Here is a 24,471-nt window from a genome sequence, read left to right as displayed (position 1 = left end):
GCATGAGCGAACTCCCTCCTCTTCCCAAGTGTGTTCACTTCTCCCATGAGGCGATGAACACGACCTACCACCTTCGTTTCCCCGGGCAGGACGCGAAACATCTTCACGACGTCTCTCGCTTCTGTTTCGAGGAACTCGATCGGCTGGAATCGCAGCTGAGCCGATTCGTCGAAGATAGCGATGTCTCGCGCATCAACTCGATGAGGTCCGGTGACTCGCTCTTTGTTTCGGAAGCCTGCTACGAATGTCTGCGCCGATCTCTCGAACTCCACCAGCAGACGGGCGGCCTTTTCGACATCACACTCGGAGCTCAGATCGAGCACGTGAAGTCGGGTGAAGAAGGAGCCGCACCGCCGATCGAAGGAAGCCTGATCATCGCGCCCGATCGACCCTTCATCGAATGCCAGTCACCGGGGCGACAGATCGACTTTGGAGGGATCGGAAAGGGATTCGCACTCGATCGCCTTCATCGGATCCTGATCGACTGGGAAATCGAATCGGCATTGATCTCGGCAGGTGCCAGCACCCAACTCGCACACGGACCGGTCGCTTGGCCTGTCGATCTCACCGGTGACCACGCATCGATCCGGATCGGATTGAAACAAGCCGCCCTGAGTGCGTCAGGCATCGGGATTCAGGGAAGCCACATCGTCCACCCCGACGGAGACCTCCGCACCGATGAAGCGTGGCCGTTCACCCGTGTTTGGCTGATCGACCCATCGGCGACGGCTGCCGACGCCTGGTCAACCGCGATCATGCTGATGACTCCCGAACAGATTCGGGAACTGGGCAACGATCAGCCCGATTCCCTTTACGTCGAGGATGCCGCAGGAATCAGGGCCTGGTCCGAGGTCGGGCAATGAGTGAATCGCCGCATTCTGATTGAGGCCCTGGCTCTTCAAGCATCTCCAGGATCCGACTGAGCCATACGGGCCGATCGAACCGAGTCGCGAAGCTTCAGGCCACGGGCATGCAGAATCCATAGACCTGCAGGAATGATGCAGGCGGCTTGGACCACGTGGGCAACCACGGCATACGAAAGGCCCATCTCACGGTTTACCCCAAACAGTCCGAGGGCAGCCAGACACCCGATCTGAAACGTCCCGAGGAAACCCGGCGGTCCTGGGGCCGCAATCGCAAGGGCAACCAACACCATCACCATGATACCCGCCAGCGGGCTGAGCTGGAGGCCGAGGGTCCACAGACACACCTGATAGAAAACGGCCATTTCCAGCCACAAGGCCAGCGAGGTGATCATCACGATCCACAACTGCCGACCGCTTGAGATGGCCTTCAGCCCGTCGAGGAACCCATCCATCAGTTGATAGAGCGCATTCCGCAGTCCCGACAGGAACCGGGGAAACAAGAACACCCGAATCATCCTCCGCCCCAGCTTCGAAAAGGTCCGACTGAAGAAGTAGGCCATCAGCATCATCGCCAAACCGACCAAGGCAATCAGACCCAGAACCCTGGTCCCGGCACCAAGCCAGTCGGGGGCATCGACGATCCACTCAGCCGCAATCGACAGGACCCCGATGATGACGAGGGCATCGATGACCCGCTCAACCACGATGCTTGCGGCCGCCGAGCCAAAACTGATCGACTCCCAGCGGGTGAGCACCCACGGACGGGCGACTTCCCCGGCACGAAACGGTAGAAGAAAGGACGCCATGAAACCCGCCGTGGTGGCATCCACCAGAGACCGGAACGACATCGATTCACCTCCGACGAGCAGATACCTCCAACGCCAGCTCCTGATCAGAAAATTGAGGGCCACCAGGAAAACCAGAACCGGGATGAACCTCAGATCGACCTTGGAGAAGCTGGCCCGGACAGCATCCCACTCCACATGCCGCAATAGCAGGGCAAGCAGGCCCAGCACCACCACGATGCCGAGCCACTGGGAAAGGCCACGCCGCTTGGTGGTCTCACTCATGGTGATTCAGGACGACTGGGCTCGTGTGGGAATTCAGCATCAACTACTTGCCTGCCTCTTTCCCATACCACGATGAAGGATCGAGCTGGTGGCAATGAGTCCGGGCTTGAGTCGCCATTTCCTTGTGCCCTTCTTCATCAAAAGTCCTCCATGCGTAATAGAGCATCGCCTGTCGCTCACGGAGCTTCAAGCCATGCCCCCCCTTGATGGCGATGGGCATCAGGTAGGTGAAGTCCTCGACCGCGACCGGCCGACGGTTGAAGCGCTTCGGCACCTTGTAGCCATTCGCACCGCGAAGGAACCTCACCCTCGGGTTGTGCCAGGCGGCACCGGCGGCCTCATCCATCAGGCGTCCGCCCTTCTTCAGATACTCCAGCTTCTTCGGTCCCCAACCGCTGGCCGCTGATCGCAGGGTATAGGCCGACCCCAGATAGACTTTGGCCAGCTGGTCTGACGGGTCAGCATCGAATCTGGCCTGAAATCTCCCGATGTAGCCGTCGATGACCTTCGCATCATCGGTGGCCAGACACTTCTCATGCCACTCGCGGTAGTCCGACACGTCGTCGGCCCGCAATCCACCTGCAGCGAGCAGGAAAATGACCATCCACTTGAAAATCACAGCCAAGCTTCCCATGAATCTCGAATTGATCAAGAGGATGCTTTGTCCCCTTCCAGCCGCCTCAGAATCCCGGCGAGCCGGAGCCGATTCTGCCGCTGAAGGACAATGCACGGGAGGTTGGACAGTGGCGCATAGGCAAGGATCACCCATGCCCATGGCATCGGTGTCCACACGACAAACCCAATGATCACCAGGCACTGGACCCAGTGGGCAGCTTCACTGCGGCAAGTCTCCGCAACAAATCGCTCGGTAAATTCCCGGTCCGAGCTGCGCAGCCGCTTCTTCGCAAATCCCCCGAACCATGGACCAGCATCCGGGATGGCGCCTTTCCACGATTTGACCCGGAAAAGACGATCATAGAGTCCCCGAGTCTCTCCGGGAAAAGCCGCGAAGGGAAACCATGAGGGATGGAACCACGCCAAGGGCATGCGCGTGAAGATCCATGACACTCCGAGATGGGCAGCAGGGATTCCCAAGCCGTTCAGCAGCCCGATCCAGAGCATGGGGAGATCAATCCACATGGCGGCCCTTCCACGAAGTTGACACCTTCTTGCGTTTCCTCATCACAGCAACGGCAAACAGGCCCTGATAGAACAGCAGACTGACCGGGAACAACAACGCGTTCACGACCGAGAAACGTCCGACCTGCCGGAAGAGAATGGCCGTTGGGATGGCCACCGCGAGATAGGCCGCCCCCACCATCACGCGAGCGTCCCAGACCACCAGAAGGAACACGCACACGGTCACCATCATCAATCCCGTCAACCACAGGGAGGCCAGCAGCAGGGCTGCAGGCGATGCCAGAGCCGCGCCGGAACTGAAGCCCTTCGCCCAGCTCTCCACCATTTCACGGTATCCGCCGGGAAACATCCGCATCGAGATGCTCCCGCGTCCGACGAAACATCTCCGGGGAATACCCAGTTCCTCACACTTCTTGGCCAACTTCAGGTTCTCCAGAACCGTCTGCTTCACCGCCTCATGGCCACCCAGTTCACCATAGCGTTTCCTTGAAACCAGAAATGTCTGACCAAACAGACCGATCCCCGTCGCCTGATCACCACGCCACGTGAAGGCACCGATCCCACCAACCATGAGAAGATTGAAGAATACCGACAGCTCTTCATAAGCACGCTCGATACGATGCCACGGGCAGACCGAAAATACCGCACCGGGCTCTGCTGCTGCGGCCGAAAGAAGCCGCTCGAGGGCGTCGGCCTCCAGTTCCACATCCGCGTCGAGGAACAACAGCCAGTCCCCGGTCGAAGCTTCGACCCCCTGATGACAAGCCCAGGGCTTCCCATACCACCCTGATCGCAGCTCTCGCCCCCGGATCAATCGCGCGCCATGAGTCTGGACCATTTCGGCCGTCCCGTCCGAGGACTGGTCATCCACCACGATCACCTCATGGGGCGGCACCGTCTGCCGCCCGAGGGATGGCAGAAGCCGGGACAGGTTCTGCTCCTCGTCCCGTGCGGGAATGACAATCGAGACACGCGGCAGTTCACCCGACGCTGTGTCTTGCCGCGGCAAACGACGCAATCTGGCGAAAAGCAAGGCCATCGAAACGACTGCGAGCGCCGCCCCGATCCATGCCACAATGCCCGTTGCGTCCGTCACCGCACACTACCCGCGTATTTGACCAGCCGGTCACTCACCTTCTGACCGCAAAGCACCGCCATCGGCATTCCACCGCCGGGATTCACGCTCCCTCCAGTGAAGAACAGGTTGCGGTACTTCTTGCTCTGCTTGGGTGCCTTGAAGGCGCGGTTCCGCTTCCAGTCGCTGACCACCCCGTAGATCGACCCTTGGTTGGAGAGATACATGCTCTCGATGTCGAGCGGGGTGAGCATGTCCTCCACCACGGTATGCTTGCGCAAATCGGTGAGCCCCATCCGCTCCAACTTGTCGAGAACCCGCTCCCGGAGACCCAGATAGTCCTCGTGAGTCAGGGGGTTCTCGGGATCGATCGGCGGGATGTGGGGCAGGATCTTGATGTTGTCGCATCCCTCGGGAGCCTTGGAGGGATCCGTCCGGGTCGGGGCCACGAGGTAGATCGTCGGATCATCAGGCAGCTGTCCTTTCTGGAACACGGTGTTGAAGTGCTTCTTCTGATCCTTCGAGAAGAAGAAATTGTGGTGGGCCAATTCCGGATACACCCGGTCAGTTCCAAGGTGAATGACCAGACCCGAGCAGGCAGGCTTGAAGCGCTCGAGCTTCTTCAGAAAACGCGGTGACTCGTTCAGCAGATGCTTATAAGCGGGAATCACCTCCATGTTGCAAACCACGAAATCCGCAGGAACCCGGACACCTCCATCCAGAACCACGCCGGTCACCTTGCTTCCTTCTTTGGAGATCTCACGGACGTGGGTGTCGAGACGCACCGGGATTCCAAGGTCATCGAGAAGCTTTCCGAGGCCTTTCGCCAGGTTGTACATGCCGTCTCTCACATACCACAGTCCGTAGTCGAACTGGATGATCGGCATCATGTTCATGTAGCCCGGCGCATCGAGCGCCGATGACCCCACATACTTGATGAAATACTCGAAGATCCGCCGCATGTGCTCACTCCGGAAATGCTGCTCGATCGACCCGGACATCGTATTCTTCCAGTCCATCCCGCGGCCGAGACCGAAGAACCCATAGAACCGGATCATCTCCCAGGTGTTGTCGAGACCCTCGGCAAAGTAGCCCCGGTCGACCATTTCATACTGGCCACGGGCGTAGTCCAGAAACCCTTGGAAGTCCTTCCAATGGTCCTCGGCATCTCCATCCAACTTGTCGAGCTCTGCCCGCATCCGGTCCGGCTCCTGATAGAGATCGATCACCTTGCCGTCCTCGAACACGTTCCGCCAATGGGGCGTGACGGGTTGGAGCTCAAGGTAGTCCTCCATCCTCTTGCCAGCCCTCTCGAACAAATCCCGGAAAATCTGGGGAAGCGTGAAGATCGAGGGTCCAAGATCGAACGAGAATCCTTCCATCTCCCGAACGTTGAGCTTTCCCCCGATCCGCTCGTTTTTCTCGAGGATTTCGACTTCGTAGCCTTCGGCCCGGAGCGAAATCGCTGCCGACAATCCTCCCAGTCCGCTGCCAACCACCACTACCTTGCCTTTCGAAGTGTCCATAATATGGGGGCACCTGGTGGTGCCAAAAATCATTGATGTGCTAGAGTCGACCCATGTCCGAACTTTGCAAACGAGGAGATGAGATCACCGACCCTTTCTCGACGTCGCAAATTCAGGAAATCATTCATGCACAGCGTCGGCACTTTGAGAAAGGAGAAACCAATCCACTCGCCGCAAGAAAGGATGCCCTGAAGGCGATTTTGAGCGGTCTGGAGCGACGGGAGGACGAATTTATCGCGGCCTTGGCCGAGGACCTCGGGAAACCGCACGTCGAAGGGTGGTTGTCTGAAATCTATTTCGTGAAGCAGGAACTCCGACTGTTGCTTCGCAAGCTCTCCGGCTGGATGAAACCCCGGCGGGCCAAACACCCCATCTTCCTGCTCCCCGCCCGAAGCGAAGTCCGGCGGGATCCCTTGGGCGTGGTCCTGGTCGTCGCGCCATGGAACTACCCGCTCCAACTCGCCCTCAGTCCGGCCATTGGTGCTATCGCGGCAGGCAACTGTGTCGTCATTAAACCTGCCGAGGCCTCACCTGCCACCTCCAAGCTCCTCGCCGAACTGATCGCCGAGGCGGTCAGCCCCAGCTTGGCCACGGTGGTGACCGGGGGCGCGGATACCGGGCAGGCCCTGCTCGAACAGAAATTCGACCACTACTTCTACACCGGCGGCGAGAAGGTCGGGCGCTTGGTGGCACAAGCGGCAGCCCGCGAACTCGCTCCCTGCGTCCTCGAGCTCGGCGGGAAATGCCCGGCTTTCATCGACTGGAGTTGCGACCTCGATCTGGCGGTGAAGCGCATCGTGGCGGCCAAGTTTTTCAATGCCGGCCAGACCTGTGTGGCCCCCGACTTCGTCATGGTCCCGGACTTCCTTCTCCACGAATTCTCATCGAAGCTCGAGAGTGCGATCGACCAATCCTATGGCAGCGGTCCACCCGAGTTGGCCAACCTGCCGAATGCCTCGCATTGGGACCGCCTCCAGGGGCTCATTCCCCATGACGCCAGACAGATTGGCGAGGATGACCCCGACCAACTTCGGATGGCTCCCCGTTGGGCAGTCGTCGATTGGGAAGCACCCTGCATGAAGGAGGAAGTCTTCGGCCCGCTCCTCCCCATCGTTCCCTACCCGGACCGGTCGGCATGCCTCGAGCAGCTCCGCCAATTGCCCTCCCCACTCGCTCTCTATTTGTTCTCCGACAGTGAAAAGTTCATTCAGGAGGCGATTGATCGGATCCCATCCGGATCGGTGTGCGTCAATGACGTCATGAAACAGGCCATCAATCTGGACCTCCCATTCGGTGGCGTGGGCGCCAGCGGGCACGGTCGATACCGCGGACGAGCCAGCTTCGAGACATTCACCGCGGAACGCCCGGTAACCCGCCGATTCTCATTTCCTGACCCGTTTGAGGCCCGACCTCCCTACGGAGATATCCTCAATACTCTGAGAAAATTCCTGAAGTAGGACGGCGCCGAACCCATTAAAGGTATTCGGACGCCAGATCCACCCGGTCGTAGGCAACTCTACGGCTGTCACACAGGAGATTGGAAGAAATACGACCACTCTCGTAGATCGTTGGGAGGCCACTTCCCGGATGCGTGCCACCACCCACAAGGTAAAGGTTCTCGTAGCCCTTCATCCGGTTGTGAGGGCGCAGGTAGAGCATCTGATCGAGCGTGTGGGCGAGGTTGAAGGTCGCTCCCATGAAGACATCGAGTTGATCCCTCCACCCATCCGGCGTGATGATCCGCTCTTCGATGATGTGCTCGCGCAGATCCTTCATCCCGGTCCGCGCCTCGATCCGGTCCAGGACCTTGTCGCGGTAAATCTGCTTGGTTTCCTCCCAGTCGTGTCCATGGCGACAATTGATGGTGGGAACCAGAATGTAGAGGCCGGATTGGCCCTCCGGGGCCACCAGCGGATCCGTGATGCTTGAGTTCCGGATGTAAACCGACATGTCGTCGGAAACCACCCGCTCACCCTGGATGTCGGCCACATTCTGGTGGTAGTCATCCGCGAAGATGATGTGGTGGTGCGCCTCGTCCTCGTAGATCTTGTCCAGACCGAGGTAGAGCATGAAGGTGGAGCAGGAATACTTCTTCTTGCCCAACTGGGCGGCGGGTTGGGACCTGCCATTCATCATGTTGCTCATGGCATGGGCATAGTCGGCATTCACGATCGCATCGTCGCACTCAAGCAACTCGCCATCTTCCAACAGGACGCCGGAGACCCGCGAGCCGTCGAAGCGCAGTTCCTTCACCGGGCAATTCAACCTCAGCGTTCCGCCATGCTCCTTGAAGACCTCGGCCATGCCGTCGGAGATTTTGCACAGACCACCCTGCACGTGGTAGATGCCGTAGCGATACTCCAAGTAAGACAGAATGCTGAAGAGAGCCGGGCACTTCCACGGGGACATGCCGAGATATTTCGCTTGGAAGGTGAATGCCAGCTTGAGCCGATCATCCGGAAAATAGTCCTCCAGCACGTCCACGACGGACTTGGCGGTCGCCACATACGGCACGGCCTTCACGAGGCTGCTGCTGAGGAAGGAACCGAGCTTGTGATAGGGCCGCTGCAGGCACGGGAAGATCGCCTTCAGCTTCGACGCGTGGTCGTCCATGAAGCGCCTGTAACCCTCGCTGCTGCCCGGGAACGCGGCCTCCATGTTGGACGCCATCTTTTCGAGGTCGCACGTGGTCTCCATCGACACATCCCCCCAGGTGAGCCGAGTCATCGGATCAAGCTGGACGAGTTCCATGTAGTCCTCGGGCTTGCGGCCGGCCTCCGCAAACACCTCGTCGAGGGTGAATTTCTGGTGCAGAAAGGTCGGTCCCGTATCAAACGAGAAGTCGCCAACCTTGAGTTCTGCGTTCCGTCCTCCGACGCGGTCCTGCTTCTCGACGATCGTCACGTCCAGACCCCGACTGGCGAGAATCATTCCCGCCGTTAAACCACCGGGCCCAGCCCCTACAATCACCACTCGTTTCGATTTCATGCTGTTCCTTTGCCTCATTCTTAGACCAAGTCGCTTGTAGCGCTAAACAAAATTTGCGATTCCCGAACAATCACAGTGATTCGCACCCGCTTCGCACCCAGCCCGACCGGTTACCTCCACCTCGGCCACGCCTACGCCGCAAAAGTCGCTTTCGATCTGGCGAAGCGCCATTCCGGCGACTTTCTCCTCCGATTCGAGGACATCGATCATACCCGCGTCCGACCTCACTATTACGATGCCTGCCGGGATGACCTCCGCTTCCTCGGGCTGCTTCCAGCCGGAGAATTGCCCGCGCAGCTGGAACGTACCCCAGCCTACCGCCGGGCACTCGAGGAGCTCGAGTCACGCCACCTGATCTATCCGTGCTTCTGCACCAGGCGGGAAATCGAAGCCGAACTTGCCCAACTCACTTCGGCGCCCCACGGGCCGGATGGAGCGCTTTACCCCGGCACTTGCAAAGGCTTGAGCGAAGCTCAGCGGAACGAAAGACTTGCCTCCGGAGCCACCCCCGCGTGGCGACTCGATTGCGAAAAGGCGGCAGAGCTTGTAGGCGCGGCCCACTTCGATGACTTCATCCATGGTTCATTTCACGTCGACCCGCTGCTCCACGGCGATGTCATCCTCGCACGGAAGGACATCGGCACTTCCTATCACCTCGCGGTGACGCTCGACGACGCCCGTGACGAAATCACTCACGTCACCCGCGGCGAGGACCTCCTCCAGGCCACACACATCCACCGGACTCTCCAAGTCCTGCTCGACCTGCCCGCCCCGGCCTACCTCCACCACCCCTTGGTCCTTGGCCCGGACGGCAAGCGCTTGGCCAAACGCGACCAACCGCGCTCGATTCAAGAGTTGCGAGCCCAAGGCATGACGGCGCCGGAAGTCCTTCAAATGCTGCCCGCCTCACCGCTCGGCTGACCCGATGGCACGGTCACGTCGGGCAGTTCCATCTCGGGCGGCTCACACAGCACACGGGCAAGCCAAGCGATCAACCCGATGCTGCCCCCCAGTGCAACCCCCATCGAGCTGATACTACCAGCCGCGAGCAGTTGGGCGATGACCGTCGCATCGTCAGCGAAGACTCCGAGGGAGATCATGCCGACGCCTCCACCCACGAAGGAGATTGCGACCACGCCAAACGGATCATCCATTCCAAGGCGATCCATCGCATACAAAAGAGAGGCACCCAACCCGCCGGCCACCGCCCCAAGAAGGAGGGCTTGTCCGGCGTCGATCGAATCCGCAGGCGCACAAACCGCCGCCCAGCCCGACAGAGCGCCGATCACCAGAATCACGACCCGTGGGCGCGCCGCCAGCACCAGCGACACCAGTCCAGCAGTAAGCGCACCACCCCCGACCGCACAGACCGTGGAATTCAGCACCGCCGCCACCACCGGCGCATCGTTCGACAAGACCGACCCGGCATTCACGCCGACGATCAGGACGAGGAAGAGCAAGGCACCGACGAGGTAGAGCGCCAACTCCATGTTTGAAAACTTCCAGACTCCGGTGATCGCCCTTCGTGATCCAGGTAGAGGGTGGAATCCGGGGCCTGCAGGAGGGCACACCCTCGCGAGCACAACGAGGGCAAAGGCCGCCCCGCCGGCGAGGAGATGCACCATCGCGCTGCCCGCGAAGTCCCGCGCGTCGATCGAGGAAAGCCATCCGCCACCCCACAACCACGAAGTCGTCAGGGGAAAGCCGAATGCCGCCACCACGATGGAGGCCAGCATGATGGTGGGCGTCCGGTAGCGACCTGCACACAGGCTCAGCACCAGTGCTCCGGCCAACACGGCATAGAGGCTCTGATAAAAAAAGTCGGTCCAGATGGTGAAGCTCATGCCATAGCTGAACGGATCCTCAGCCAGGTCATCCATCAGGGGACCCACAGGGCCCGCTGGAAGCAATCCACCAAACATGAAGTCCCCCGGGTAGGCGACATTGAAGCCAAACAGCCAGAACGCGAAGATCACCACTCCTGACATCGCCAAAAGATGCAGCAGGGCCCATCGCCCACTTTCTCTCCGGGCAAGCGCGGTATACATCAAGCCGAGCCCCAACAGGCCGACGAGCATCTGCACGCCGGTGCTGGCCACGAATCCATTGTCGGCGACGAATTCGCCGAGCATCTCCTCCCCAGCTTCGGTGTAGTCCACATCGGCATACTCCGCAGGCTCGGTTGCCTCAGGGACGGATTCTACCACATCGCCCCAGCCATAGTTCACACCTTCGACCTCGGGAACGGAGCGGAAAGCCTTGGAAGCGAAGAACAGAACCAGCACCACAGCCATGACCGCGAACAGCGCGGAGACGATCCGATGAATGAGACGGACAGCAGACATCAGGTGCCACCATGGTGAACGCTTTCGAAACCACAAGCACCGCCTGAGATCAGCGAGAACCTTCCTCCCGACAAGATTCACGCGACACCCCCATTCTCGGTGGCCAACCCATGGAACGAACACTAGAATCCCCTCATGAAACGACTCACGATTGATCTGGCCAACCTGCCGGATGAGGGCAAGCAGATCGAAGGAGAACTACCACCGGAAATCTTCGATTTGCCCAAGGACGACGCCCAACCCGCCGGTCCCTTGAGCTTCGAATTGCACGTTCAGCGATTTGGATCCGAATTACTTTTTACCGGATCACTCTCCGCCCCCTTTGAGTTCACCTGCGTCCGGACCCTCCATCCCTTCGTTCAGACCATCGAGGTCCCGAGCGCCGCAATCTCCCTAGAAATCAAGGAATCCGGATCAATTGACGCCACGGACGCCGTCCGCGAAGAGGTTCTGATTCACTTTCCGACCGATCCCAGATGCGACGATGCGGACGAACCACAGCAATGTGAAATCGATCCTCGCTATTTGGCGGTGGACAAACCGGGTGAGGATGCGGTAGAGACCCCGCCCCACGCCGAAGGGGACGACCGCTGGTCTGCCCTCGACGCCCTCAAGAACACCGATTCAGACCGATAACCCTTTTTCGTCATGGCAGTACCAAAGCGTCGTCAATCCAAGAGCCGTCAGAAAATGCGCCGTGGCGCAAATCGCTGGCGCGCACCGATCTTCAAGACTTGTCCCGAATGTGACAGCCGTGTGCCCTCGCACATCGCTTGCCCATCCTGCGGATACTATCGCGACCGCAAGGTTCTTGAGGTGGACGCTCTCTGAGCCGTCCCATCTCCCACTTGATTCTGTCGCCGTTCTGGATGTTCCGGAACGGTGATTTCTTATATCCGGGTATCGCGCACGCAGAACGATGAAAGTAGCACTGGATGCCATGGGGGGCGACAAGGCCCCTCGCGTCAATCTCGAGGGAGCCGCTGGAGCCCTTGCCAACTACCCCACCCTCAAGAAGTTGATCCTCGTCGGGGATCGAGGCGCCATCGAAGCCCTTGCTCCGGAGTGCCATCTCGACCTCGGTGACCCGCGCATCGAGATCGTCCATGCACCCGAGGTCATCGGCATGTGCGAACCCGGCGCCAAGGCGGTCCGACGGAAAAAGCAGTCATCCGTGGCAGTGGCCATGGATCTGGTGAAATCCGGGGATGCCGACGCTTTCGTCTCCGCTGGCAACACGGGGGCCTGCGTGGCCGCTGGCCAGCTGAAGCTTCGTCTCATTCCCGGAGTCGAACGCCCGGGCATCGCATCCGGCCTGCCCAACGAGCATGGCCCCTGCCACCTGCTCGACGCGGGCGCCAACCCTGAAGCCAAACCTTCCCATCTCCTTGGCTACGCCATCATGGGCGCAGCCTACGCGACCGGCGTTTACGGCGTCCAACGGCCCAAGATCGGTATCATGTCCAATGGCGAAGAGGACGAGAAGGGCACCGCTTTCACCAAGGAAGTCTTCACGCTCGTCTCCGCGCTTGTCGACACCGGCAAGGCCCCATTCGAATTCGTCGGCAATGTCGAAGGTCACGACCTGTTCGACAGCCCGCTCGATGTGTGTCTCTGCGACGGCTTCACCGGGAACATTGTGCTCAAGTCCTGCGAGGCCACGGCCAAGGCCATGGGAAAATGGCTCAAGGAAAGCCTCATGGCCTCTCCGGTCCGCAAACTTGGCGCCGCCCTATCGAAGGGTGCCTTCGCCGAGCTCAAGGCACGCAGCAGCGCTGAAGCCTACGGAGGAAGCCCACTGCTGGGCGTCAACGGCGTCGTCATCATTGCCCATGGCGGGTCCTCCGCACTTGCGATCCAGAATGCGATCCGCGCCGGCGTCGAAAGCGTGGATCACAAGGTCAACGAGCACATCCGGACGACCCTCGAAGCGATCAAGGCCGACGCCTGACGCGAGGATTTCGCGTGCGTCGACCTCCATTTGGGCTTGAGTGGGTTGAGGAAGTTCCATGCCCGTGCAACCGACACCGCCCCAGCTCTTCGACGAATTCGAATCCGGAAATATCACCCGGGCACAGCTCCATGCGGGACTCCAGTGGCACGCCCGTGAGTTGGTCGAGGAAATCATCGAAGTCCACGAGAACCCCATCGCCGCCTGGTGGGATACCATGCTCGCGAAACGCACGGCAGACCGTTGGGCCAGCCGCCACGGGATCTGGCGCATCCGGCACGTGCTCGCCGCGCTGGCCCGCGTTCCCGGCTTCGAGCCGGCACGCTTCCTCTGGCAGGCGCTCCATGCCGACGTGCCATTGCACTGCTTCTTCCGGCTCCGCCAGAAACCGGTCTTCCGCCTGACGAAGCTGGAGAACCGTCGTGGGATGCTGCGGGCCGAAGTGGAATACGAGGATGCGGACGAGCAAATCGTGCGCTCGACCTTCCTCCTCGAGCACACACCCGAGGGACTGAGCGCCGAACTCGTCCCGCAGTGAAGCCGATCCACGCGACCCCTAGTTGCGGTTCGCGTAGAGCAGGATCGAGCCGAAGACGATCACTGCGGCGATCACGATCTGAATGACGGCTTCCATGGAAAAGAAAGACGCTCCACCCATGCCGGACGGAGCGTCTGAGAGAGAGTTTGTGAATAGCGATCAGCAGCCGCAGCCACCGCCACCTCCGCCACCGCAACAACCACCGCCTTGAGCCTCGGCGAGATCGTCGGCAGTAGGAACGCGACCCAGCTCGAGCGTCAGTCCGACATACTGGCCGATCGCCTTCTGCAGGGTTTCAAGTTCGCCCTGGGCATCCATGAAAGACTTGGCCACTCCATTGTTCATCAGCTCGTCGCGAGCCTCCTCGAACTCACGGATTTCCGCAGCACCAAGCTCCACACCGGCGTGTTGCTTCTGGTGCAGCTCACTGCCCCGTTCGTGAACGCTCTGATACATCAGCTTCGCTTCATCGTTATTCATGAAGGCTTCGACGTCCTTCTGAAGTTCGGCAAAGCGGCTGTCATTGGCGATTTCCGCGCACAATTCGCGGGCTTTGGTCATTACGGCGGAGTCATCTGCGAGCATCGACATGCCCTTCCCCTAAGACCCCGGACTCACCAATGCAAACCCGATTCCACTCATTCCCCTCATTCCCACGCCCGCCAGGCATCCGACCCGACGCTGCACGCGGAATTCATCAACGCTTCGCACGAGGATCCTCCGAACCGACCATCCATGTGGGCACTCACCCATGAAGCTTGCTCTCCTCTTCATCAAACGCGGCCTCGTCACTCTGGCCATCGTCTCCCTGCTCGCCATCGGACTGGTCGGATGGATCGGCTCCAGTCGTCTCCTCACGCCGGAGCGTCGCCAGCTTCAGGACTACCACGAGGAAATCCTGGGTGCCCCGGCGGATTTCGGTGTCGAGGTCACCCGGCACGCAGCCCGGTCAGGCACCCCCTACCTCGAGGTCATGCCCGCAAGCCATCCCGGCCGCGCGCGGAAATCCCGAGCGCTGCGCACCGCCTTGTCACACTCGTCCATCTCACTTCCCCCATGGGGTCAAACCTTCGGCACGGTGATCCTCCTGCATGGTCACGGAAGCAGAAAGGAGGATCACCTTCCCATCTCTGAACGCTTCTGCGCCGCTGGCTTTCGCTGCATCCTTCCGGACCTCCCCGGCCATGGAGAAAGCCCGCTCGCGTCCGCCACCTTCGGTGCTCGGGAAGTCGGACTCATCGAGGAACTCACTGAAGAAGTTCAAAGAAATGAACCCCATTCCCCCATGTTCCTGTTCGGCATCTCCCAAGGCGGTGCAATCGCCATTCTCACCGCAGCCCGCGACCCGGACCGCTGGGCAGGCGTTGTCAGCGTGGCCGCATTCTCCTCACTCGATCGTGTCGTGCTGGATTCCGCGCGCTCCCTGCACCCGGTCGCGGATCAACTGAGCCCCCTGCTCTACCACTCGGTCGCCACCGTCTCCCGCCTTCGCGTCGGACTGAACCCAGCAGCGATCCGCCCGGTGAACGCCGCCTCACGTCTCACACTCCCCTCGATGATCGTCCATGGTGACTCAGACCACTACATCCCGCTCGAACAGGGGCTCGCCATCTTTGAACGGATCCCGTCCGAAAAGAAGCAATTCTACACCGTGGCCGGCGGCAACCACGGACGGGTTCTCGCAAAGGACTCGGTGAATCTCTACCCCGCCATCTGCGCGTTCATGCTGGACGCACTCGAGCCATGACGCCGCATGCAGCCCCGACGATTTCCGCCGATCACAATTCATGCGTTGTTCCTGAGCGATTTTTACTAGCGGCAACGGGCCCGAAGGATACATTGGCCCCAAGTTCCAATGTCCAAGCTGCAACTCACTCTCAAAGTCTGGCGCCAGTCAGGTCCGAACGACCAAGGTCGACTGGAAACCTACGAAGCCAAAGACATCCCCGAGGAAGCTTCGTTTCTCGAGATGCTCGACATCGTCAACGAACGATTGATCGACGAAGGCACTGAGCCGATTCACTTCGATCACGACTGCCGCGAAGGCATTTGCGGCACCTGTTCGCTCACCATCAATGGCATTCCCCACGGCAAGGACCGGGGAATCACCACCTGCCAGGTGCACATGCGGAAATTCAAGGATGGCGATACCATCTGGATCGAGCCATTCCGCTCCCGGGCGTTCCCGGTCATCAAGGACTTGGTGACCGACCGCGAGGCATTCGACCGCATCCAGCAAGCCGGAGGATTCATCTCCGTTCGGACCGGTGGTGCTCCGGATGCCCATGCCGCACCCATCGCCAAAGCAGCCGCGGATGCCGCGTTCTCCGCAGCGGCGTGCATCGGCTGCGGCGCCTGTGTCGCCGCCTGCAAGAATGCTTCCGCCATGCTGTTCGTCGCCGCCAAGGCCTCCCACCTCGGTCACCTGCCACAAGGTCAGCCGGAGCGCGAAAAGAGAGCTCTGGCCATGGTCAGGCAAATGGATGAAGAAGGGTTTGGCGGATGCACCAATCAATACGAGTGCGAAGCCGCATGCCCGAAGGAAATCAGCGTCGATCACATTGCCCGCCTGAATCGCGACTACGGAGTGGCGATGCTGAAGGAGCAATTCGTCAGCGCCTGAATCGACCGCCTCGGATCTCCGGCCACTCCGTGGTCGGAAATTGCGGATGGCCAAGCGCATTTCACGTTTGACCACCGACTCGGTTTCCCCGAGTGGAAGCGCTGCGTGACCCACGCCAGCTCTCCGCACATTTTTGGTTTGGAAATCTTAAGTTTCTAGCGTAAGACTTCCGGGTCCCGTGCGTATCCCCGCCATCCTATGATCCACGGCCTCGTCCGGTTACCCCTCACCCTCCTTTTGTTCGGTAGCTGCATCGCAGCCGGATCAGAGCGCCCGGATGGAGCGGGTTCCGTTCAAATGCCAAGCTGGCCGTGCCTGTCGCCTGGGGCCGACAAAATTGTGTTCGAGTGGCGCGATGACATCTGGGAAGTCGCGGTCGGAGGCGGACGTGCCGTGCGACTTACAGCGCACCCCGCAAGAGACAGTTACCCGCAGTATTCCCCGGACGGCGAAACGCTCTTTTTCTGCTCATCTCGCTCAGGAGCCCTCCAGCTTTTCTCGATGCCCGCCGAGGGTGGGCCCGCGACGCAGCACACCTATCACTCCGAAGGCGGAACGCTCGAGAGCGTCGCCCCGGATGGACGCACCGCCCTTCTCCGAGGTCTGCGCGACGAACCCGGTTTCCGCCCGACCCGACTCATTCAGGTCAACCTCCGTAAGGACGCCCCCGAACGCTACCTTTTCAACGAGAAGGGAACCTCCGCACGCTGGCTCCCGGACGGGTCCGGTGTCCTGTTCTGCCGCGAAGGCGAGCAACTCTACCGCAAGGGCTACCGCGGCCCACGCGCTTCATCGATCTGGCACTACCACATCGAAAGCGGAAGATTCACCCAACTGATCAAGGAAGAGTTCGAAGCCCGTTCGCCGATGCCTTGGCCGGACTCCAAAGGCTTTTACTATCTGTCCGAGCGCGATGGCTGCTTCAACCTGTTCAGTCGGACGATGGATGGTGGCAACGACGAGCAACTCACCCACTTCAAGGACGACGGCATCATGCTTCCATCCCTGTCCGGGGACGGTTCGACCATCGTCTTCAGGCGCGGATTCGACCTCTGGACCTTCAGACCCGGCAAGGACAAGGAGCCCACCCGTCTCGACGTCTGGCAGTCGGAAGACCTTCCCGACACGACCAGCGAGGTCCGCAAGATCACCGGGACCGTTGACGCCGACTTCTCACCCAGTGGGCTGGAGATTGTTTACAAGGCCGAGGGCGAGCTCTGGGCGATGGATACCGTGCTCCGTGAGCCGAACCGAATTACCCGCACACCCGGCGTTGAGGACGACCCCCTCTTCTCGCCCGACGGAGAATTCATCTACTACCAGTACGACGACGGAATCGACGCCAATCTGTGGCGCCTTTCCCGCAGCGATCCGGACGAATTCTGGTGGCGTGCCGAGTCCTTCAAGACCGAGCAGATCACCCACGGTCCGCGACAAAAGCGCCGATTCTCTCTCAGCCCCGACGGCAAGCAACTCGCATGGATCGCCGGTAGTGGGGATCTCGTCATTGCCAAGGCGGACGGTTCCGACCCCCGTGTCCTCTTCTCATGCTGGGATCCCCCGACCTTCTCATGGTCGCCTGATGGCCAGTGGATCGCCTTCGCAGCCCAGGACCAGAACTTCAACAGGGACATCTACATCGTTCCCACGGACGGTTCCGAGGAGCCCTTCAATGTCTCCCGCCACCCCGACTTCGAAGGTTCCCCGCGCTGGTCACCGGACGGTCGGAAGATCGCCTTTACCGGTCGTCGCCTCAACAACGAGATGGGCTTGTTCTACGTCGACCTCCGACTTGATGAGGCCGTCCGCAGCACCCGGGTTCGGAAGGAACTCGAAGCGGAGGAAATCATGCGCGAGGACCCGTCCTACCAACAGCAGGACAGCGAATCGGAAGACGATGAGCCAGCAGCCGAAGTCATGGACGATCCTCGGACGAAAAGGCGCCCCGAAGAGGATCAGGTGACCAAGAACCGACTTCGAATTGACTTCGAGGGGCTGAGCGACCGTGTCGTCCGCTTGAACACCCGCGGCATTGAACCCGAGCGCGTCCTCTGGTCCCACGACTCGGAGCACCTCCTTTTCCAGTCGAAGAACAGCACCAATGACACCCTCTACCGGATGGAAGCCACCCCGTCCGCGAAAATGGAGAGCTACGATGACCACCGTGGCTTGCCGATTCGTGACACCGACGAAGCGTTGTATTGGATCGTCGATCGCGCCCCCGCGGTGCTGAAGAAGGGCAAGCTCAAGCGCTACCCCATTTCATCGAGGATGGTCCGCGACCGGACTGCCCATCAACGACTGTGCTTCCGTACCATCTGGCGTACTCTGCGCGACCGCTTCTACGACCCGGAAATGAACGGGCTCGACTGGGATGCCACCCGCCTGAAATACGAGCAGGCTGCCGCAGACGCCCCGGACTCCCGGACCTTCGACCGCGTCGTTGCCCAGCTGCTCGGCGAGCTGAATGCCTCACACCTGACCTTCATCTCCGAAGATTGGCCTGAGCCATGGGAAAACGAAGGTGCCGAGTTCCAGACCACCCGACACATCGGCATCCGCTTCCAGCGTCACAGTGCCGGATCACCCATGACCGTCGGTCACGTGATCGCCGACAGCCCGGCGGCCAACTGCAGTCCCCGTATCGAGGTCGGGGACACCATCCTTCGCGTCAACGGCCACCGCGTCGACAGCAGCGTCCCCGTCCACCGCTTCATGAATGGGAGGATGGATCGACGCATCGAGCTCGCCGTCCGCGACGCCGATGGGGTGGAGCACGTCCACGAAATCGAGCCGATCTCATACGAAAAGGCCACCCTCCTCGCCGAAGCCGAAGTCGTCGCGGAAAACCGGCGCAAGGTCGAGGAACTCTCCAACGGACAATTGGGCTACGTCCACATCGCCCGAATGTTCTGGGACGAGTTCGAGCAATTCGAGCGTCAGATCTATGCTGCCGGTCACGGTAAGAGCGGACTCATCATCGACATTCGGGACAATGGTGGCGGATTCATCACCGACCACCTGCTGACCGTTCTTTGTCAGCCGCGCCATGCGGTGACGATCCCCCGCAATGGCAACCCGGGCTATCCGCAGGACCGGAAGGTCTATGCATCCTGGCACAAGCCACTCGTCGTCCTCTGCAACGAGAACTCCTACTCAAACGCCGAAATTTTCGCGCACGCCATCAAAACCTTGAAGCGTGGCAAACTGGTTGGCGTCCCCACTGCAGGCGGCGTCATCTCCGCAGCCAAGGACCGCATCCTCGATGCCGGCACCCTGCGTGTTCCCTTCCGTGGCTGGTTCCTCCCCGACACCGGCGAAGACATGGAAATGAACGGTGCCGTGCCCGATATCGTCGTCTGGCCCGACCCGAACGATTTGATCCAAGGCAAGGACACCCAGCTTGAGAAAGCCGTGGATGTCCTGTTGGAAGACGTCGCCACCCAGGTGGAGACCCGCTTCGTGCCCAAGTATCGAAACCGCTAGTCGGCACCGCACGGTGCCAAACGCCTCAGCTCAAGGACTCGGCGGCAGCCTCCAATGAAGGGAGATCCTCGACACTGAGAAGGGTCACACCCTTGGCGATCTTGCCGACCAACCCGGCAAGCACCTTGCCCGGCCCGAGTTCGATGAATGTCGTGTGCCCCTGCTCGACCAGCAACTCGATCGACTCCGTCCAGCGAACCGATCCGGTCACCTGCTTCTCAAGCATCTCACGAATGACGGCAGGGTCATCCGCGACCGAAGCTCCGAAGTTGCACACCACGGGAATGCCGGGTTTGGAAATATCGACCTTGGCCAACTCGGAGGACAGTTGGTCTTGCGCGGACTGCATCAAACGACTGTGGTAAGCCCCAGCGACCTTCAGTTTCACCGCCTTGCGGATCCCCTTTTCTTTCGCCGCAGCGACGGCCTGGTCGATGCCTTCCACCGCACCCGACAATACGATCTGCCCCGGTGCATTGAAGTTCGCCACATCCACGCCGCACGCTTCAGCAAGCGCTTTGACCGCATCCTCGTCACCCCCGATCATGGCCGCCATCGCGCCGGTCGTCGCCTCGCAGGCCTCTTCCATGAATCCACCTCGCTTGGCGACAAGATCGAGTCCGTCGGCAAGCGAGAAACTCCCGGCAGCGGCGTGAGCGGTGAATTCTCCGAGCGAAAGGCCGGCAGCAGCCACAGGATTCAGCCCCGGCACCTTCTCCCGCAACAGCTCAAGGGCCACGAGTCCATGCAAATAGAGCGCTGGCTGGCAGCGGGAAGTCCTCGTGAGTTCGTCAGCGGGCCCTTCGAACATCACTTCGCTGAGCTTCATCCCGAGGCTCTCATCGGCCGCGGCAAACATGGAGCGAGCCGTCTCGGACGACTCGAAAAAATCCTGACCCATGCCCACCTTCTGAGCACCCTGACCGGAGAACAGCAATACGACGTCTTTCATGGCGGCCCCGGTCTAGGCATGCCAAGGCCCGCGGATCAAGCCATTCGAGACACCTCCGCCGGGGCAAATTCCCGTCAGAACAGACTATCCAGATACCAAACCGCCAGCTTCCAGCCGCCGAACAACCAGGTCAGGGCGCCAAGAACGATGAAGGGGCCGAACGGCAGGCGCATGCCGAAGCCGATTCGTCCAAGCACGGCGGCCAGGATCGCATAGAGCGAACCGGCCAGCAGCGCGAAGAACACGCCGAACCACCCGAAAAACGCGCCAACCACGCCCATCAGGTGCACGTCCCCCATTCCCATCGCCTCCCGTGGCACCACCGCCTTGGTCGCAGTGCCACTGAGCGACTTCAGATCTTCCAGCGGAACCTTCCGCCCATCCGGCAGGGTCAGCCCCTCATCCGCCACGACCAGTGTCCCGGGATCACACGAGTTGCCATCCACTTCCAACGACTCGGTCTCGATGATCAAGCGGTCCGAGGGGCGATAGAAAATATCCCACCAGGCCAGACTCTGATCCGCCATGTGGAACATGATCGGCTGCTCGTCATCGTCGGGCTCCTCCAGCCGCCATTCCACCGGCTCCTCATGGATCCATTCCATCCGGCCGAAGGCCAGTTTCCCCAGTAGCACGACAATCCACAGGCCGAAAAAACCGATCGCCCAGCCGATGATCGACTGCCAGATGCCCTCGAGCCAACCAGGGTTCACCGAGGACCATGCGATCATGTCGGGCAGGCTCGGCATGGCGGCGGCCGCCAGCACCCCGGCGATCGAACCACTGATGGTCAGCTCCAGCGGGATGATCAGATGCTCCGCGTCGATGAAGGAAATGGCGACAAAAGTGGCCACCATGAACCACAGCGGGATGAGCGCCAGCAACTCGACCGAGAAATCCCCTGCTCCCACACGCCCGACAACCACCCAGAAGGTCACCGCAAACAGGATGCCGGTCAGGAGTTCGACAAAGAAATAGCGGGATGAAATCGGCGCCTTGCAATCGAAGCACTTCCCCCTCAGCGCCAACCAACTGACCAAGGGAATGTTCCGACGCATGGGAATCTCTCCTCTGCATTTCGGGCAAAACGAACGTTTGGGATCATTCACCGAGAGCCCCAGCGGCAAGCGGTAGATGACCACATTCAGGAACGAGCCAATGCACGAACCGATGGCAAATGCCACCAGCAGCCAGACGGGATGATCCAAGGGAGGATAAATCACTCCGGCGAGTCAATCGTATCGAGATCATTTAGGAAATCCGAAATTTCCCTCGCCCTGCCCCCGATCCGCCGGGATTCTTCCGGACACACCGATTGCCGCAGGGCAATCGGGTGCTATACGTTCCGCCCACCGGGCGGCGAATGCCCGCACCCAGCCACAACCATGACTTGGAACGACCGCTTCATCGAACTCTTCAAACGCTGCACCGCCCGCTACCAATCGGGCGACAAGGACTTCACCCAGTACTACACGGACGAAGACCTGGGCCTGCTCGACAGCATCGGATACCGTCCCCGTGAACTTTTCGACTTCGTCGAGGACCTGTGCGACGAAGGCGAACCCTCGCTCTCGACCGCCCTGCTGGTGGCCGCGGTCCGCCGTGACTACTTCCAAGTGGTGATGGACGGCGAGCTCAGGGAGCCCACCATGACCCGGGACAACATCCCGAACTTCGGCGAGGATCTCGACGGCATCCACTACCTGCCCAGAATCCTCGCCAAGGCGCGGGCCAAACTTCGCGGAGAACTTGATCCCGACCTCATGTTCGGCTGCGGCGGTGACCGGAAATTCCTTCGCGATCATGGCAACATCCCGATGGCCGATTTCCTCCGTCGCGTATGGGCCTCCGGGGATGACGAGAGCAAGTTGGTCGACTGGATCAAGTCGCTCTGAACTGACCTAGAAAGTGAGACATTCCCGGGCTCCCGGATCGCTTTATCCCCCAATACCGCCCGCTTTCCCGCTGGCCCTCGAGCATCACCCTGCCAAGCTCCTTTCAACCTTATCATGACCACCGAAGAACTTCAGGACCGCATCGCCGCATCCAGCGGATGGATTCAAGCGGTCAAATCCGAAATGGCCCAGGTCCTCATCGGCCAGGAGACCCTCGTCGACAGGCTCATCGTCGGCATGCTCTGCAACGGCCACATCCTTCTCGAGGGCGTGCCCGGCTTGGCAAAAACCCTCGCCGTCAAGGCCCTGTCCGGCTCACTGGATGCATCCTTTGCCCGCTTCCAGTTCACTCCCGATCTCCTTCCCGCCGACCTCATCGGCACCATGGTTTACAACCCGCAGGAGGCCTCCTTCGCCCCCAAACTCGGCCCCATCTTCAACAACCTGATTCTGGCCGACGAAATCAACCGCGCCCCCGCCAAAGTGCAATCGGCGCTGCTCGAGGCGATGCAGGAACGTCAGGTCACCCTGAGTGACCACACCCACAAACTTCCCGAGCCCTTCCTCGTGCTCGCCACCCAGAACCCCATCGATCAGGAGGGCACCTACCAGTTGCCCGAGGCACAGCTCGACCGCTTCCTGCTCAAGGTCAGCGTCGGCTATCCGACCAAGGATGAGGAACTCGCCGTGCTCGACCTGATGGCCACCTCGGCACCCACCTATCAGACGAAGACGGTCGCCACCCCGGAACAGGTCGCCGAGTCCCGGAAGTTGGTGAACCAGATCTACATTGACCCTGCGGTCCGCGAATACATCGTCGACCTGATCCGGGCCACCCGCCAACCCGCAAAGGTCGACGGCGGCCTGAAGCATCTCATTCGTGCCGGCGCGTCCCCTCGTGGCACGATCAACCTCGCGCTCACCGCCCGCGCGGCTGCCTTCATCGCAGGTCGAGCCTTCGTCACGCCTCAGGATGTGAAGGACATGGCCCACGACGTCCTGCGCCACCGTATTCTGCTCAGCTATGAGGCGGAGGCAGAGGAAATCACCACGGATCTGATTCTCGACCGCATCCTTTCCAAGGTCCCGGTCCCGTAACCCTCGGCGCTCGAGCATGTCCGAACCCACCGATCAGGAAATCGAAGAAGTCCTCGCTCGAGTCCGCAAGCTCGAGCTCAAGGCCAAGCGACTCGTCCGCGAGTCGTTCTCCGGCGAGTACCAGTCTTCCTTCCGCGGGCAGGGCCTCGATTTCGACGACTTCCGGGAATACCAGCACGGTGACGAAATCCGCTTCATCGACTGGAACGTGACCGCGCGGATGAACAGCCCGTTCATCCGCAAGTTCCGCGAAGAACGCGAACTCTCCGTGATCCTCGCCATCGACGTCTCGGGCTCCGCGGACTTCGGCAGTGTTCATTTCAGCAAGCGCGAAGCCGCTGCGGAGGCCGCCGCCATCCTCGGGTTCAGCGCCTTGGGCAATGGCGACAAGGTCGGACTGCTCGTCTTTGCCAACGAGCCCATCCTCTTCGTCCCCCCCGCCAAGGGAAGCCGGCACCTCCTGCGCATGGTCCGGGAAATCCTGCTCGCACGCCCCGACCAACCGGGCACCTCGATCAGCAATGCCTGTGACTTCCTCATTCGCACGCTTCGTCGGCGCGCCGTGGTCTTCATGATCTCGGACTTCCTCGATGACCCGCTGGACAAGCCGCTCGGCAAACTGGCCCGCAAGCACGAAACCCTTGCCCTGCAGGTTACCGATCCGCTTGAGGAGGAACTTCCGAAGGCTGGCAAGGTGGTGCTGACGGATCCCGAGACCGGCTGGGAGGTCATGGTCAATACCCACAACGCCAACCTGCGGATGGGCTACGAGAAGCTCATGCGCCGGAAGCATGAAGGCCTCGCCAAAGTCTGCCGCAGGCATGGCATCGATCTGGCCCACCTCTCGACCGCCCGCGACCGGCTTCACGATCTCCACCGGATGCTCAAGCGACGCGCCCGTAAAAGAACCCGTTAGAC

General features: G+C 60.7%; 23 protein-coding genes. 13 read left to right on the top strand and 10 right to left on the bottom strand.

Features of this window, described 5'->3' with window-relative positions:
* Positions 1-2 precede the first annotated feature (2 nt).
* Positions 3-863, top strand: a complete 861-nt coding sequence (locus JIN81_RS03605) for an FAD:protein FMN transferase (RefSeq protein WP_200276439.1) — start codon at positions 3-5, stop codon at positions 861-863.
* 35 nt (positions 864-898) lie between these two features.
* Here the strand turns inward: JIN81_RS03605 and JIN81_RS03600 are convergent, their stop codons facing one another.
* Genes JIN81_RS03600 through JIN81_RS03580 form a run of 5 tightly spaced genes read right to left on the bottom strand, consistent with a single transcriptional unit; the run spans position 899 to position 5,677 of the window.
* On the bottom strand, positions 899-1,936 hold the full coding sequence (locus JIN81_RS03600; protein WP_200276437.1) for a lysylphosphatidylglycerol synthase transmembrane domain-containing protein: 1,038 nt from the start codon (positions 1,934-1,936) through the stop codon (positions 899-901).
* Between the two features lie 43 nt (positions 1,937-1,979).
* On the bottom strand, positions 1,980-2,570 hold the full coding sequence (locus JIN81_RS03595) for a hypothetical protein (RefSeq protein ID WP_200276435.1): 591 nt from the start codon (positions 2,568-2,570) through the stop codon (positions 1,980-1,982).
* A gap of 14 nt (positions 2,571-2,584) precedes the next feature.
* Positions 2,585-3,076, bottom strand: a complete 492-nt coding sequence (locus tag JIN81_RS03590; RefSeq protein ID WP_200276433.1) for a glycosyl-4,4'-diaponeurosporenoate acyltransferase CrtO family protein — start codon at positions 3,074-3,076, stop codon at positions 2,585-2,587.
* Positions 3,066-4,172, bottom strand: coding sequence for a glycosyltransferase family 2 protein (locus JIN81_RS03585; RefSeq protein WP_200276430.1), 1,107 nt, complete (start codon positions 4,170-4,172; stop codon positions 3,066-3,068). Before JIN81_RS03585 ends, JIN81_RS03590 begins: the two co-directional genes overlap by 11 nt.
* Positions 4,169-5,677 (bottom strand): phytoene desaturase family protein, encoded by a 1,509-nt coding sequence (locus JIN81_RS03580; RefSeq protein ID WP_200276427.1) that lies wholly within the window; start codon positions 5,675-5,677, stop codon positions 4,169-4,171. The genes JIN81_RS03585 and JIN81_RS03580 overlap by 4 nt, the downstream gene beginning before the upstream one ends.
* Before the next feature lie 53 nt (positions 5,678-5,730).
* Here JIN81_RS03580 and JIN81_RS03575 point away from each other — a divergent pair, with 53 nt between their 5' ends.
* Complete coding sequence (locus JIN81_RS03575; protein ID WP_200276425.1) at positions 5,731-7,134, top strand: aldehyde dehydrogenase family protein; 1,404 nt, start codon at positions 5,731-5,733, stop codon at positions 7,132-7,134.
* 16 nt (positions 7,135-7,150) lie between these two features.
* Here the strand turns inward: JIN81_RS03575 and JIN81_RS03570 are convergent, their stop codons facing one another.
* Entirely contained in the window at positions 7,151-8,665 is a 1,515-nt protein-coding gene (locus tag JIN81_RS03570) for a phytoene desaturase family protein (protein ID WP_200276423.1), read from the bottom strand.
* Positions 8,666-8,740: 75 nt separating this feature from the next.
* Between JIN81_RS03570 and gluQRS the strand changes: the two genes are divergently transcribed.
* Positions 8,741-9,586, top strand: a complete 846-nt coding sequence (gene gluQRS / locus JIN81_RS03565; RefSeq protein WP_325100839.1) for a tRNA glutamyl-Q(34) synthetase GluQRS — start codon at positions 8,741-8,743, stop codon at positions 9,584-9,586.
* Here gluQRS and JIN81_RS03560 read toward each other — a convergent pair.
* Entirely contained in the window at positions 9,556-11,010 is a 1,455-nt protein-coding gene (locus JIN81_RS03560; protein ID WP_200276421.1) for an ammonium transporter, read from the bottom strand. The genes gluQRS and JIN81_RS03560 overlap by 31 nt on opposite strands.
* A gap of 135 nt (positions 11,011-11,145) precedes the next feature.
* Here JIN81_RS03560 and JIN81_RS03555 point away from each other — a divergent pair, with 135 nt between their 5' ends.
* The 4 genes from JIN81_RS03555 to JIN81_RS03540 all read left to right on the top strand — a co-directional run bounded on the left by JIN81_RS03555 (position 11,146) and on the right by JIN81_RS03540 (position 13,499).
* A complete protein-coding gene (locus tag JIN81_RS03555) occupies positions 11,146-11,646 on the top strand; it encodes a YceD family protein (protein ID WP_200276419.1) in 501 nt (166 codons plus the stop codon).
* Between the two features lie 12 nt (positions 11,647-11,658).
* Positions 11,659-11,841 carry a 50S ribosomal protein L32 gene (rpmF, locus tag JIN81_RS03550; RefSeq protein ID WP_200276418.1) on the top strand — a complete coding sequence of 61 codons (183 nt, stop codon included), beginning with the start codon at positions 11,659-11,661 and terminating at the stop codon, positions 11,839-11,841.
* 88 nt (positions 11,842-11,929) lie between these two features.
* Positions 11,930-12,961: a phosphate acyltransferase PlsX gene (gene plsX / locus JIN81_RS03545; protein WP_200276416.1), complete on the top strand. Its 1,032-nt coding sequence runs from the start codon at positions 11,930-11,932 to the stop codon at positions 12,959-12,961.
* Positions 12,962-13,019: 58 nt separating this feature from the next.
* Complete coding sequence (locus tag JIN81_RS03540; protein WP_200276414.1) at positions 13,020-13,499, top strand: hypothetical protein; 480 nt, start codon at positions 13,020-13,022, stop codon at positions 13,497-13,499.
* Positions 13,500-13,658: 159 nt separating this feature from the next.
* Here the strand turns inward: JIN81_RS03540 and JIN81_RS03535 are convergent, their stop codons facing one another.
* Positions 13,659-14,090: a YlbF/YmcA family competence regulator gene (locus tag JIN81_RS03535; RefSeq protein WP_200276412.1), complete on the bottom strand. Its 432-nt coding sequence runs from the start codon at positions 14,088-14,090 to the stop codon at positions 13,659-13,661.
* Between the two features lie 160 nt (positions 14,091-14,250).
* Between JIN81_RS03535 and JIN81_RS03530 the strand changes: the two genes are divergently transcribed.
* The 3 genes from JIN81_RS03530 to JIN81_RS03520 all read left to right on the top strand — a co-directional run bounded on the left by JIN81_RS03530 (position 14,251) and on the right by JIN81_RS03520 (position 19,608).
* Positions 14,251-15,246: an alpha/beta hydrolase gene (locus tag JIN81_RS03530; protein ID WP_200276410.1), complete on the top strand. Its 996-nt coding sequence runs from the start codon at positions 14,251-14,253 to the stop codon at positions 15,244-15,246.
* A 108-nt stretch (positions 15,247-15,354) separates the two neighbouring features.
* Positions 15,355-16,122: a succinate dehydrogenase/fumarate reductase iron-sulfur subunit gene (locus tag JIN81_RS03525; protein WP_200276408.1), complete on the top strand. Its 768-nt coding sequence runs from the start codon at positions 15,355-15,357 to the stop codon at positions 16,120-16,122.
* Positions 16,123-16,320: 198 nt separating this feature from the next.
* Positions 16,321-19,608 carry a S41 family peptidase gene (locus JIN81_RS03520; RefSeq protein WP_484494630.1) on the top strand — a complete coding sequence of 1,096 codons (3,288 nt, stop codon included), beginning with the start codon at positions 16,321-16,323 and terminating at the stop codon, positions 19,606-19,608.
* Positions 19,609-19,633: 25 nt separating this feature from the next.
* On the opposite strand, the gene fabD is transcribed toward JIN81_RS03520, so the two are convergent.
* Positions 19,634-20,560: an ACP S-malonyltransferase gene (gene fabD, locus JIN81_RS03515; protein ID WP_200276404.1), complete on the bottom strand. Its 927-nt coding sequence runs from the start codon at positions 20,558-20,560 to the stop codon at positions 19,634-19,636.
* Positions 20,561-20,634: 74 nt separating this feature from the next.
* The gene (locus JIN81_RS03510) at positions 20,635-21,768 is read right to left on the bottom strand and encodes a prepilin peptidase (protein ID WP_234044434.1); all 1,134 of its coding nucleotides are present in this window, start codon (positions 21,766-21,768) and stop codon (positions 20,635-20,637) included.
* A gap of 177 nt (positions 21,769-21,945) precedes the next feature.
* Between JIN81_RS03510 and JIN81_RS03505 the strand changes: the two genes are divergently transcribed.
* From JIN81_RS03505 to JIN81_RS03495, 3 genes are all read left to right on the top strand, one after another.
* A complete protein-coding gene (locus JIN81_RS03505) occupies positions 21,946-22,455 on the top strand; it encodes a DUF5069 domain-containing protein (protein WP_200276400.1) in 510 nt (169 codons plus the stop codon).
* A gap of 114 nt (positions 22,456-22,569) precedes the next feature.
* Positions 22,570-23,553 carry an AAA family ATPase gene (locus tag JIN81_RS03500; RefSeq protein WP_200276398.1) on the top strand — a complete coding sequence of 328 codons (984 nt, stop codon included), beginning with the start codon at positions 22,570-22,572 and terminating at the stop codon, positions 23,551-23,553.
* A gap of 16 nt (positions 23,554-23,569) precedes the next feature.
* Positions 23,570-24,469, top strand: a complete 900-nt coding sequence (locus JIN81_RS03495) for a DUF58 domain-containing protein (protein ID WP_200276396.1) — start codon at positions 23,570-23,572, stop codon at positions 24,467-24,469.
* Positions 24,470-24,471 lie beyond the last annotated feature (2 nt).

The organism is Haloferula rosea (assembly GCF_016595525.1).
GTDB classification, from domain to species: Bacteria; Verrucomicrobiota; Verrucomicrobiia; order Verrucomicrobiales; family Akkermansiaceae; genus Haloferula; species Haloferula rosea.
This window is presented reverse-complemented; position numbering and strand designations above follow the sequence as displayed.